The organism is bacterium (assembly GCA_021372515.1).
In the GTDB taxonomy this organism is placed as follows: domain Bacteria; phylum Gemmatimonadota; class Glassbacteria; order GWA2-58-10; family GWA2-58-10; genus JAJFUG01.
In genome coordinates this window covers 19,267-31,628 of sequence record JAJFUG010000180.1, presented here as the reverse complement: position 1 = coordinate 31,628, position 12,362 = coordinate 19,267, and the positions used below count along the sequence as shown (strand labels likewise).

Here is a 12,362-nt window from a genome sequence, read left to right as displayed (position 1 = left end):
GAATCATTATTCAGCCGAGTTATTCAGTTGTTTTCCCGGGCTGGATCCGGGCGATCCGCCTGCCGCCAGCCTGAAGGACCCGGGCCGGATCCGGCAGCGACAACCCGGAAAAACACGGAAGGGGAGAAACCACCTCCATGTGGTCCCTCCCCTGCAGGATCGGCCAGGATCAGAAGTCACTGAAATCCTTGTCTTCCAGCGGGATAAGACTGGACGGCGCAGCCTTGCCGTGCCCGTTCGAGGGTTTCTCCTTCATCTTTCTCACCTCGACCTTGCTCCCATTGGACTTGGAGGCGACAGCCGCCAGACGGTTGATCTTGACTTTTCCGTTGGACGGACGGGCCACGTGTGCCGGCGATGGCTTCAGTACGCCGGCGTTTTTCACCTCCGGGGCCGAGGCGGCCGAACGCACCTGTGCTTTTGCGTTGCTGACGCTGAGCTGGAATTCTCCGACCATGTTCTGGAGCTCCTCGGCCTGGCTGTTCAGCTCCTCGGCCGCGCTGGCCGACTCCTCCGAGTTGGAGGCGTTCTGCTGCGTCACCTTGTCCATCTGGGCCACGGCGTTGTTCACCTGGTCGATACCCTGGGCCTGTTCCCTGGCCGCGGCGGCGATTTCGTTTACCAGGTCGCTCACCTTCGAGATTCCTTCCGTGATCTCGTTCAGGATCATCACGACCTCATCGGTGATCTCCACTCCGCCCTCGGCGTTCTTGACCGCCTCCTCGATCATGCTTGCCGTGTCCTTGGCCGCGGCGGCGCTGCGCTGGGCCAGGTTGCGCACTTCCTCGGCCACCACGGCGAAGCCTTTGCCCGCCTCGCCGGCGCGGGCCGCCTCCACCGCGGCGTTCAGGGCCAGGAGGTTGGTCTGGAACGCGATCTCGTCGATGGTCTTCACGATCTTGGCCGTCTGATCGCTGGAGGTCTTGATCCGGTTGATCGCATCGGTCATGCGGTTCATGGCTTCGGCGCCCTTGGTCGCCGAGTCGCGGGAAGTCCCGGCCAGGTTTTTAGCCTGGTTGGCGTTGTCGGCGTTCTGGCGGGTCATGGAGGCCATTTCCTCCAGGCTGGAGGAAACCTCCTCCAGGGCGCTGGCCTGTTCGTTGGCGCCCTCGGCCAGGCTCTGGCTGCCGCTGGAGATCTGTTCGCTGGCCGAGGAGACCTGCTCCACCGCCTCGGAGACCTGGGTCAGGGCCTCATCCAGCGCTGTGATCGTAGTATTGATGTTGTCCTTGAGCTCGCCCAGCTTGCCTTTGTACTCCCCGGTCATCGTGTTGGTCAGGTCCTTACCGGAGGCGGCCTTCAGCACCGGTGAGGCCTCTTCCAGGAACTTGGCGTTCTCGGCGGCCTCCTCCATGGACTTGTTGATTCGGTCATTCTTATCTCGCAGGCTGGTCAGCATCCGCTGCAGAGCGTGCCCCAGCGTGTCTTTTTCCGAAGCGATCTCCACCGTAATATTCAGATTGTCCTTCGAAATCTCATCCGCCGCCTGGACCTTCGATTTCTGGGCCTTGATCATGTCGCGGAAAGCGTCGGCCAGTGTCCCGATCTCGTCTTTCTGGACTATGCCGACCTGTTGTTCGAGGTCCCCCTTGGCAATCTCCTTCGCTACCTTGGTCACCTGTCTCACCGGCTTGACAATAGCGCCCGTGATGATATAGGCCACCCCGATTCCCAGAAGGGTCGCCAGCCCGAGGATAAACAAGATCAGCTTGAAACTGGAGGCGTACAGAATGTCCGTAGCCGTAACAGTGGAATCCACCAGTTCCTGCTGGAGATTGAGGAACATGGTCATATCTTCGTCCATTTTATTGATAATGGGTCGGAATTCTTTGACCTGAACACTCTGGGCTTCGGCCTGATTGCCGGCTTTTGAAAGCTCGACTATTTTATCGCGAATCGGGATCGCGCTGTTGAATTCCTCCCTCAGAGTTTGCAAATATTCCTTGCCTTTATCCGTGAGTTTCATCTCTCCCAGGTTATCCAACTGCTTGAGCACTTCCTTCCTGAACTCCATCATCTTGGCTTCATGGGCTGCCATTCCCTCCTGATCAGTGGTGATGATATGATTTATCATGGCTCTGTTCCAACTGATCAGGGCGATGTTGGCGTTGGCCACAGTGGTTGCGGGTTGGAACTGGTTGTTGTTGAGATCGGTTATTGCTTTGTTCAGAGCGCTCATGCTTTCGATCCCTCTCCAACCCACGACCGCGGAGAGGATGAGGACAACGGCAAAGCCGACGGCGAGTTTCAGAGCAAGACGCATGTTCTTGAACATTTCCCGTTCCCCGTTCAAAGTGTAAATGCCCGAGTGAATCATAACTCACGCGAATATGACCTTTTTTTCCTCACCGGATATCACCTGGTCGATATCGAGAAGCAGAATGACCTTTTCCCGGGTCTTGCCGATCCCCAGAACGAAGTCCGTCTTCACATCCGCCCCGAACTCCGGGGCGTTCTCGATCTGATCTTCCTGGATGTTGAGCACTTCCGAGACACCGTCCACCAGGGCCCCCATCAGTATCGCCCTGCCCTCCGACCGGGTTTCGACTACGATGATGCAGGTCTTTTCATCGTCCTCCACGTGTGGCATGTTGAACTTGTCCCGCAGGCCCATCACGGGGATCACCTTTCCCCGGAGGTTGATCACCCCCCGGATGTAATCGGGCGTCCGCGGCATTTGCGTGATATCCATCAGGCCGATGATCTCCTTGACTTTCAGAATCTGCAGGCCGTACTCCTCGCCACCCAGGCGGAAAGTCAGGTACTTGCCGGACAGGTGGGTCTGTTCTGCAAGTGACTGCCCCGCACGGGAGAGAGAGGATTCGATATTGCTTTCCGACATACTGCCTCCTTGGGTTGTTGTTAAATTCCTGGCCGGGTTCGATCGCTCAACCGTCTCTCCGAAAGCTCCATTTTCCCTCATCCGATGCTCCGTTCTCGATCCTTCCCTGGTCCGCCGCTCCTTCTCGAACCCGGCCATACGATCAGTGGTGCAGTATCTTTCGCAATACAGCCGTCACTTCGCTGAAATCGTCATCCGCGTATCCGATGTAGCGGGGGCACAGTTTCAGTCCGCGCGAGAGGATTTCGCGTCCGGGCCGCGGAAGAATCAGGACCAGCTTGAAATCCATCAGCCTGCCCGCGTGTGCGACAAAAAAGGAAAGGTCCGCTTCGTTCTCCGCGTACAGCAGGACACAGAGCCTTTCCTGCAGCGGTTCGCTCAGCCTGCCGAGCAGCTCCGCGCGGCTTTTCAAGATCTCAACCCCCCTGCCCGGCAGGGCCTCCTCGACCGCCTGGCTCAGACGTTGGCCTGTTCTGGATATTCCTGGTATAAATGCGATCAGTTTCACTTTCCGGTCTTTCTGGTCGAGATTGGTCTTCGCCGAGGCAGGTTCTCCTTAGGCAACCGGCGTACCAGAAATTTTACGATAAGGCATCAGATTGATTGACAACGAGTTATCCACTGGAGAGTGAAAACAATAGGGAGTTTAAAGCAGGTATATGCTCCGGCCGGACCGGAGTACTCCGGTCGGACCGGAGTCTTTCGGATGAAAGCAGAGGACAGTCGCGGCAGGAGAGTAGCCGTGCAGAAAAGACAAAATCAGGATGGTGTCTTTCGAATTCTTACCGCATAATCCCCCGTGCCCCCTGGACAGAAGGCCGCCGCTGTCCGGGGGAGGGCCGGCTAAAGCTTAAGCCCGTGCTGATTCAGGACCGAATACAGGTGGGATTGCGACAGCCCGGAAATGCGGCAGGCATCTTTCACCCGCCCCCCGGAAAGGCGGATAAGGTCTTGCAGATATTTGAGTTCAGCATCATTTCTGGCTTTTTTGTGAAACTCGACCCACTCCGGGAGCTGCTCCGAAAAAACGATGAGAGCGCTGTTGTTTTCTTTCAGGGAACCGAGGCCGGACAGGCTCTCCTTTACGGATTTGAGCCGTATCTCCATCGGAAGATGCACCCGGTGGAGCACGCATTCTCCATGCGCCGAAACAACAGCCTTCTCAACAGCATTTATCAATTCCCTGACATTCCCGGGCCATTCGTAATGGATCATGGCTTCGAGAAACTCCGGCGAAATTCCTTTCATCTCTATCTTCATCTTTTCACACGTTTTTGAGACGTACCCAAGCATCAACTCTTTTATATCCTTGGGCCTGTTTCTTAAAGGCGGTATCTCGATGTTCAAGGTCTTGAGACGATAGTAAAGGTCTCTCCGGAACTGGCCCTGCTCGACCTCCGATTCCAGATTCCGGTTGGTGGCGGCGATAAGCCTGAAATCGCTGCTCACCTCCTGGCCGCTTCCGAGCGGCCGGAACCGCCGTTCCTGAATAACCCGCAGGAAACTTTTTTGCAAGTCGAGGTGCATCTCACCGACCTCGTCCAAAAACAGAGTCCCTCCGTTGGCTTGACGGATCAGGCCCTCCCGGTCCTGATCGGCCCCGGTGAACGCCCCCTTGCGATGCCCGAACAAAAGGCTCGCCACCAGGGTTTCGGGCAGGGCCGCACAATCCACAACCACGAAATTCCCTCCGGCACGGGTGCTGTTGGAGTGTATCACGCGGGCGAATCGCTCCTTGCCGGTTCCTGTCTCACCCGTAATAAGCACCGGAACATCTGTGGTGGAAGCATCCGCCAACAGATCAAAACAGACCTTTATCTGAGGACTGCTACCGATCAAGCCCTGCATGTCCAACACTATCTTTCTGTTCGCATTGATTTTTTGCTCGCGGTACTGCAGGGCACGCACCAGCGGGAGGATTTTCGCATCGTTCGTGGAAGTTTTTACGATATAATCCCAGGCGCCGCTGCGAATAGCCAGTTCAGCCCCGCACTCACTGCCGTCTCCAGTTATAATCACCACTTCCGGACAAGACTGTGTTTGATGTATCTCAGGAATGAAAGCCAGACCGTTTCCATCCGGCAGTTTGACATCAAGATACACGATATCGAACCTCCCGGTTTGGGCGGCCTTGAGGCCTTCCCTGAGAGTCAGCGCCGATTCAACCTCGTGACCCAGCCTCTCAATACATAGACGTAACAGAACGGTGAATTTCACGTCATCGTCGATGATCAATATTTTTGACATTTCCTACTCTTTCGTTGGAAAAGTTTGAAAATTATTTACATGTATAATACATCGGGGCACTTTATAAGGGAAGTTAGTATCGCTATAGCTGAGGAGGCTAATCTATCTTGGACTTCTGAAAGAGTCAGGCATTTTTTAGTGTAGTGCAAATGAAGGTCAAGTTAATTCCTTAAGAATGGATTTAACCTCTGTAAATATCAGCCCTTTCAGCAAGGTTCAACCGTTTTCCCATCGTTCTACTGTACTGGAATCAACATCGATGTTCTTCGCCAGCGATTTATGACTCAACACTCTTAATTCCCTGTATCTTACTATCTTCTCCCCAAGGCTCCTGCACAGTCCTCAATAAGGTGCATATTCAAGGAAATTGTTTTTCGTCGCCGGGTGAACTGACACCGGGCATGTGTGAGTGTTCTCCCAGTTACATATTGTGGTTTCATTGACCTGAATAATCCGGGCGACCTCTCGTTGAACAAGTCCAAGATCGAGACGCATCTTTCTGAGATGGTCACCCCAGCTAACCAATTGGAGTGGATAAGCGTTCGATGGAACGCGGGGAACATTCAAGCCGATCATGCAACATGGCAATGAACCCCTGCCCTGCGGCTGTAACCCTGGTTTTTTTTTCGCGTGAGGTCATGCTTGCCTGGACGCACAATCCGCTCGTGGCGGACAACACACACTTAGTCGTTTCGCTTCTCGTGATTGGAACTGCTCTGAATGGACTGTCCAGTGTGTCGGGCTACCTTCAGTTCGCCGCGGGCTGGCCGCAGTTGATGATGTACACGAACCTGGCGGCTACAAGCCTGCTCGCGCCGTTGATTTATGTCCTGGCGAAATTCTACGGGGGCGTCGGAGCGGCCGCGGCCTTGATACTGCTCAATCTTGGTTACCTGGTTTTCAACGTCCCGCTTATGCATCGACAGCTTCTTAAGGGCGAAACACGGCGCTGGTTCATCCAGGATATAGGTAAGCCTTTCAGTTGCGCCGCGCTGGCCGGACTTCTAATCCGGTGGGCAGCTCCGGCGGAGATGCATCTTCCCGGAATGCTATTTTTCATCGCCCTCACGTTCTGCACCACCCTGCTGTTGTGCTCTCTACAGTCGAAATACGTACGGGAATACATATTGCAGAAGATAGAAAATTACAGGACCTGAAAAATGGCTGGTCCGGTGTAGATACCCCGATATGGCCAGCGCGATATCGTCCACTGCCTTTCGGCCGGCCGTTGAAAGCCCGTACAACGACGAAGGTTAAAAAACAGATGTTTGCATGCCGGTGATGTCCCCCTTCAGAACAAGTTGGACACTTTCAGCCCACAAACCAAGAGATGGTTTTCCGATGCTGCCGGACTGATCGCCGAGGTCACCGGTTTCAGCGGCAGGATAGTCTGGGACAGCCGTATGCCCGGCGGCCAGCCGCGAAGGTGTCTGGATGTCTCGCGGGCCAAAAAATACTTCGGGTTCGAATCTTCTTATCCCTTGAGGAAAGGGGTTGAAGAAACAGTCGAATGGTATCTGGCTCAGGGGAAAATCAGGCGGAATAAGTTCCTGCATGGCTCAGGGGACGACCAGCGAGATTAGAAGCCTGCGATACTGAATGAATAAGCCTGGTTTCCGGCTTAACCGCAACGCATGGAGCAAGGATTGCCGCATCCTGACTCTGTCTGCTATCACCCGGTAACCCTCGGCGATATCCAGATAAGCACGCGCATATATCTCCCTTTTATCACGGATCAACCTCTCCGGCAAATCTCCAGCTTAAAAAACACGGTCGAGCAGAGCGATTATCAGCCTCTCTTTATCTCCGGTGCGGCTTCTTGTCTTTGAGATGTTCGATTCGTTCACCCTGCAGTTTGCATGGTGCTCATCGATGAATGCGACCGGGTGCTTTCCCGACAGCCGCAACCACAGGTCCCAGTCGTGTGTGGTTGTCAGCTCCGGGGTCGCACCCGCCCACAGCATCGACGCATTTCTTGCGGACAACAGTGGCGTGATGCGGTATGGGATTGAGGTTTCTGACTATACTCTCGAATTCAAGTCCGTATAATTTCTCGATGGGGTATTCTGTCCCGGCCGCGGGGATGTTTTGCGCCGTCGCGGTTCAAGAGATTGATACGGCAGTAACAGAACGCGACCTCGGGATATTTTTCGAGCGCCGCAACACATTTCGCCACAAAATCCGGCTCCCAGGTGTCATCCGCAGCCAGAATTCCACAGTACTTCCCGCAGGCCAGCTCGAGGCCGCGGTTGAAAGTCCTGGCGCAGTCGAGGTTGGCCGGGTGCGAAGAATCGGCACATTGTCCTTGCCCGCGTGTTTCTGCAGTATTACGTCCGATCCATCGGTGGAAGCATCGTCGATAAGGATCAGCTGGATATTACCGTAGCTTTGCTGAAACACGGGGACTGGATGGCTTCGTCTGCAAAGGAAACCTGATTGTAGACCGGAATGATCACCGACACCAAAGGTGGCTTTGCCATGTGCCTTTACCTTGTGAACGAACCTTGCCGGAAGCTTTCGCTGAAATATTACATGGGAAAGAATATATTCAATCCCCAGCCCGCGCCAGCTTCTGCCCGGAGCAATGGCACAGCCTGAGAAAATAGAGCCCTCCGCCGGACATCCGCGCAGCCAAAATCAAGCCCCTCCGACCCGTGGACCACCGGGCCGGAGGGGCGCTTTCGAGATCATTGGATTGCGGGCGCGGAACTGATCAGCTCAGAACCCGAGGCTGATGGTGAAATAGTTATCCGCGGTGAGCCGACCCTTGTTCTGATAGGCGTAATCGAACTTCACCACCCGGCCGCCCATGTTGCGCTGGAAGCCGCCGCCGAAGCTCAGGCCCCGGAAAGTCGGGTCATCCCCCAGGTACTCGTAACCGAACTGGTCCCGGTCCCCGGTGAACTCGTCGGTCTGGATTTTCCAGCCCAGACGGAGCGCCCCGGAATAGAAGGGGTTGAAGTTGTAGTTGAACTCGGTGCCGGTGGCATAGCTGATCGGGATGTTGCTGTTGCGCCAGATTTCGCCCGAAACAAGCCAGTTGGCCTTCTCCGTGGTAAGCACGTTGTAGGCCAGGGCCAGCTTGACCACCGTGGGCAGGCGGTAGGTGTGGGTCTTGAAAAACATCTGGCGGGCCCCCCGGCGGGCCATGGCGTTCTTGTCGGTGGAATAGTCGCTGTATCCGTCCGGGATCAGGCCGTCGCGGGTCTCGGGCCCCACATCGTAGATCAGGTTCGGCCCCTGCATGGTGATGTTGGTCCCCAGGTTCTGCACCGAGAAAGCGAACCTTATCTCCCGCTCCATGAACTCCGTGTAGTAGATCGCTCCGGCGTCGATAGCGAAAGCGTCGCCGCCGATGTTGCTGAAAACGTCCTGGTGCACGTACTTCAGATTGATCCCACCGACAAAGCGGTCCGAAAAGTTGTAAGCCAGGGAGCCGCCCATCTGGAAATCGAAAGCGTCGAAATTGTGGCCCGTGCCCTCGGGGTTGACGACGGTGGTGATTTCCATGTCTGGGATGTTCAGATAGCCGAAAAACCCTCCGACCACCACCTTCCCGTCAGACACCGGCGTGGCGAAAGCGGCGTAGCTGTAGGTGATGTCCAGGGTATAGTCCACCACGGTCGCCATCACCTCTTTGTTCTTCAGGAAACCCAGGCCGGCGGGGTTCCACCAGATTGCGCTGATATCATCGGCCAGCGCCGAGTAGGATTCACCCAGGCCGATGCCCCGCGCCCCGATCGGGATGGTCAGGAACTCCGCGGCCCGCACTCCCGCGAAGGAGTAATCGGACGGCCGCCCCTGGGTAAGGTACTTGTCCAGGCCGGAGTATTCCTGACGCGAAACGCCCTGGCCCAGCAAAGGCAGCGTGACCAGCAGCAGCAGCACGCAGGCTTTGGACCAGGCTCTGAATGCAGTTTTCCATAACATATCGGACCTCCATATATTCACGAAGTAAGGACAGCAAGCGCGTTTGTCTGTGCCGATAAGTCTGACCGGGCTCATTCGATAATGTAGAACTTACCCATCTGCGACTTGCCCCGGCTGTCGGTCACGTGAAAGATATAGAGCCCGCTGGCCACGGTAGCGCCGAAACGGTTCCTCAGGTTCCAGGGTTCCGTCCCCCCGTGGTTGTCCCATCCGGTGAACTCACGGGGCTGGCTGTCGCTCAGCCTGTCCCAGTCCGTGTAGGTGCCCCACCCGTTGCGGTTGGCGCCGACATGGTTCAACACGTTCACCAGGTTGCCGCTGAGCGTGTAGATACGGATAGTGCAGCGGTCAGGGAGGTTGACGAACTCGATCCGGCGCGAGCTGGGCGACAGGTCGAGGAACGAGCTGGCCAGGTAGGGGTTCGGCACCACCTTGATTTTGCCCAGGTCGGCATCGTTCGGGTCGAGGGACATCGCCTTGACCTGGATCTGCCACTTGTCGCCAACGGCTGGCAGGTCCGGGTACTGGGTGAATTCTGTCTGCGTGTTGTTCCATTCACCGTAGGCGTTATCCAGGGTCCAGACCGTTCCGGCCTGGGGCATCGTGATCCCGCCCTCGCCGTTGACCAGCCAGGCCTGGCCGTTCACCCACAGGGCGAACTGCTCGGTGTTGTCGGCCGGGAGCCGCTGTTCCATCCTGACCGTGCGCTGATCCAGCGGGACGTTGTCATGCCATTCGCTCCAGTAATTGCCGTTGTTCGAGTCGAAAAGGTCCATCCGGCCGCCGTAGCCCTCGACAGTCCAGAAACCCCAGCCGCGTTCCGGATCTCCGAGGTATGGAGAGTAGGACACGGTCCGGGAACGCGTCTCGTCCTGCACTTCCACGGTCAGGTAGCCGCCGCCGGCGTCCTTCCAGGTGATCTTGAACCGCCCGGTCTGCATGTAGGCCAGGTTGTTGGGCGCGTAGGCCGGTTCACGGTAACCGCAGCCGCCCTCGATCTCGGAGACCGATCCGCCGGTGTAGCCGCCGGCATCCATAGTGTTGAGCCGGTTGAGGTCGTTGATGACCTTGGACATGTTCTCGAAAGTCATCCGCAGGGTGTAGACCATCCCGTCCTGGGCCATGGGCCCCGGCACGTCGATAATCTGGAGGTCGTCGCCGAAAGCCTTGAGCGCCGGCGATTCCACGCCCTGTTTCCCGGTGCTTTCGGTCACGTCGAAATACCGCAGGGCCTTGTTGCGGCAACCCCAGTCCTGGTCCTCGCGGGAGCAGAGCAGGGTCAGGTTCAGGTCGGCGGTGATCCGCTCGTTGTTCACCGGGATCAGGGCGATCTCGCGCAACGGCGGCATCAGGAACTTGGGCGCCTCCAGCAGCCTGCCGTTACCGTCCCCGGCCAGCTTGACCGAGGAGACCGGCAGTCCGTCCACCGCGGTGCCCGGCCCGTGGGTGAAAGTGAGGCTGTTGATCGAGGCGGGCTTGAAATTGCTGGCCTCGCTGCGCGGAATGACGTTGAACAGGCCCTCGCCCGGCCGGTTCCAGACTTTGCCCGTGCCCGGTCCGGGCAGGCTGAACTCCTGGCCGCTGACCGGATCGATGTTGCGGTCGAAAGGCACCAGGGCGTACCAGACCCGCGCCCCGTTGCGCATGCGGTAGAGGCCGGTGTCGTCATCCATCCGGTCGACGAAATAGAAATGCAGGTTGCCGGCCGACATGCTGCACTCGTCGATCAGCTCGGAGTGGGAGTCGGAGGGCCCCACGAAGCTGCGGTAAAGACGGTAGCCCTCCAGGTCGTACTCGCGGTAGACATGCTCGGGATCGAGCTCCGGATTGGCCTGGAGGAAGAAGTAATAGGCGTCCGGGGTCTGGACGTTGACATCGCTCCAGGTGACGGTGACCTGACGGTCGCCGGGGATGATGGTCAACTGGGGCGGCACGGGGGTCTCGGGCAGGATGTATCCGCCGCTGAACACGGTCGCCGCCACATCGGCGTAGCTCTCCACCCGCTTCAGGTGTTCCTGTATCCCCGGGTCGAGGATGTTTCCGATATCCGTGGTCTTGAGCTGGTAGGCCTGGCCGGCCGGCACCGGGACGAACATCAGGACGAAGTCCATGCTCGTGCTGTCGCGGGGCGCAAAATTATGCAAAGCCCCGTAGCAGGTCGTGCCAAGACCGCAGTTTCTGCCCCAGAGCCACTTGTGGTAGAGGTCGTTGGGATCGTCCGGTACGATCCGTCCCGGCCAACCGAAAAGCTGCTTGCCGGTCCAGGGGCTGATCTGCCCGGGATACAGGTCGGGGTCGTAGGGTTCGCCGAGCTGGGCGCGGAAAGCCAGCCCGACCGGAAAGCCCGTTTCCATGATGTCCCTCTGCCCGTCGAACCCATAGGCGGATGTCCCGCGCATGTTCGTATTGGTCAGCTCCATGGTCTCGCCGTTGAACGAGGGCTGGCGCAGCACTTTCTGGGCGATGATCGGGGCCTCGGGCGGGGAAAAGGCGCTCACCAGCCCGTCCGCGTCGATGTTCCCGGTGATAGCCTTGGCCGGGTTATAGATCCAGCCCATCAGGTCGGATCCGAGCGTGAGGGAGTGCGTCTGGTAGGTCATGGTCCAGGTTTCCCAGGTCTGTCCGTTGGGGGTGTTTGCCACCCGGTCCCGGAACGAGGCCAGCGGAGTCCACTTGATGTACTCGGACATGTTCCGGATGAACAGATGCCCGTAGACCATGTTGTTGCTTTCGGCAAAATTCAGGAAATAGAAGCTGTACTCGAGGGAGGCGCCCGAGGGGAAGGGGATCCAGGGCTCGTAGGTGTCGGTGAAACGTCCTACTATCGTCTCGGCGCCGTGTATAATCGGGGCGCCGCCCTCACTGCGGCCCTCGCGGAACTCCACCGGCCAGTCAGCGATGTCGTCGGCATCCAGCGAGGACCAGATGCGGTTGACCTCGATGCGGCTGGTGGCAATCTGCAGGTTCTCTCCGGCGTTCCAGAGCGCCTCGATCTGGTCGTGGGCTTCCAGAGTGGCGACATTGCTGCGCCAGCACATTCCTCGCTGGCAGCTTTGGGTCGTGTCATCCGTCACCCCGTCGCCGTTCAGGTCGTGGGCCACCGAAGGGCCCCAACTTAAGTCATAGCTGAAGATCATGTTGCCCGAACCGCGCGGGAACTGGTGAAGATTGTCACCGCCCCCGTACAGGATATTGCGGTCAAGTCCGAAAACCAGACCCAGGTTGTTGCCCTGCGACATCCGGACCGATTTCTTCTCGGCCCGGACGGAACCTGTCGCAAGCAGCAGCAGGGCCAACAGTGATATACCAAGAAGACAGCGTTTGTGTCTGAGCATAGCTTAGT

The 12,362-nt window shown here is 57.5% G+C and carries 9 protein-coding genes; 1 reads left to right on the top strand and 8 read right to left on the bottom strand.

The genetic code is table 11. The features are described from left to right. Positions 1-169 precede the first annotated feature (169 nt). The 4 genes from LLH00_16550 to LLH00_16535 all read right to left on the bottom strand — a co-directional run bounded on the left by LLH00_16550 (position 170) and on the right by LLH00_16535 (position 5,089). On the bottom strand, positions 170-2,263 hold the full coding sequence (locus LLH00_16550) for a methyl-accepting chemotaxis protein (GenBank protein ID MCE5272891.1): 2,094 nt from the start codon (positions 2,261-2,263) through the stop codon (positions 170-172). Positions 2,264-2,320: 57 nt separating this feature from the next. Beyond that, positions 2,321-2,842, bottom strand: a complete 522-nt coding sequence (locus tag LLH00_16545) for a chemotaxis protein CheW (protein MCE5272890.1) — start codon at positions 2,840-2,842, stop codon at positions 2,321-2,323. Positions 2,843-2,984: 142 nt separating this feature from the next. Next, complete coding sequence (locus tag LLH00_16540) at positions 2,985-3,254, bottom strand: hypothetical protein (GenBank protein MCE5272889.1); 270 nt, start codon at positions 3,252-3,254, stop codon at positions 2,985-2,987. 431 nt (positions 3,255-3,685) lie between these two features. Continuing rightward, positions 3,686-5,089: a sigma-54 dependent transcriptional regulator gene (locus tag LLH00_16535; protein ID MCE5272888.1), complete on the bottom strand. Its 1,404-nt coding sequence runs from the start codon at positions 5,087-5,089 to the stop codon at positions 3,686-3,688. A 545-nt stretch (positions 5,090-5,634) separates the two neighbouring features. On the opposite strand from LLH00_16535, the gene LLH00_16530 reads away from it, so the two are divergent. Then, positions 5,635-6,246 (top strand): hypothetical protein, encoded by a 612-nt coding sequence (locus LLH00_16530; protein ID MCE5272887.1) that lies wholly within the window; start codon positions 5,635-5,637, stop codon positions 6,244-6,246. 96 nt (positions 6,247-6,342) lie between these two features. Here LLH00_16530 and LLH00_16525 read toward each other — a convergent pair whose 3' ends face one another. The 4 genes from LLH00_16525 to LLH00_16510 all read right to left on the bottom strand — a co-directional run bounded on the left by LLH00_16525 (position 6,343) and on the right by LLH00_16510 (position 12,354). Continuing rightward, positions 6,343-6,645, bottom strand: coding sequence for a hypothetical protein (locus LLH00_16525; GenBank protein MCE5272886.1), 303 nt, complete (start codon positions 6,643-6,645; stop codon positions 6,343-6,345). Between the two features lie 479 nt (positions 6,646-7,124). Next, positions 7,125-7,427 carry a glycosyltransferase family 2 protein gene (locus tag LLH00_16520; GenBank protein ID MCE5272885.1) on the bottom strand — a complete coding sequence of 101 codons (303 nt, stop codon included), beginning with the start codon at positions 7,425-7,427 and terminating at the stop codon, positions 7,125-7,127. Positions 7,428-7,807: 380 nt separating this feature from the next. Next, positions 7,808-9,019, bottom strand: coding sequence for a PorV/PorQ family protein (locus LLH00_16515; protein ID MCE5272884.1), 1,212 nt, complete (start codon positions 9,017-9,019; stop codon positions 7,808-7,810). Between the two features lie 71 nt (positions 9,020-9,090). After that, entirely contained in the window at positions 9,091-12,354 is a 3,264-nt protein-coding gene (locus tag LLH00_16510; protein ID MCE5272883.1) for a hypothetical protein, read from the bottom strand. Positions 12,355-12,362: the final 8 nt, after the last annotated feature.

Coding starts and splice junctions, on each gene's coding strand:
- LLH00_16550 (MCE5272891.1), bottom strand. CDS start 2,263: ATGCGTCTTGCTCTGAAACTCGCCGTCGGCTTTGCCGTTGTCCTCATC.
- LLH00_16545 (MCE5272890.1), bottom strand. CDS start 2,842: ATGTCGGAAAGCAATATCGAATCCTCTCTCTCCCGTGCGGGGCAGTCA.
- LLH00_16535 (MCE5272888.1), bottom strand. CDS start 5,089: ATGTCAAAAATATTGATCATCGACGATGACGTGAAATTCACCGTTCTG.
- LLH00_16530 (MCE5272887.1), top strand. CDS start 5,635: ATGGAACGCGGGGAACATTCAAGCCGATCATGCAACATGGCAATGAAC.
- LLH00_16525 (MCE5272886.1), bottom strand. CDS start 6,645: ATGCAGGAACTTATTCCGCCTGATTTTCCCCTGAGCCAGATACCATTC.
- LLH00_16515 (MCE5272884.1), bottom strand. CDS start 9,019: ATGTTATGGAAAACTGCATTCAGAGCCTGGTCCAAAGCCTGCGTGCTG.
- LLH00_16510 (MCE5272883.1), bottom strand. CDS start 12,354: ATGCTCAGACACAAACGCTGTCTTCTTGGTATATCACTGTTGGCCCTG.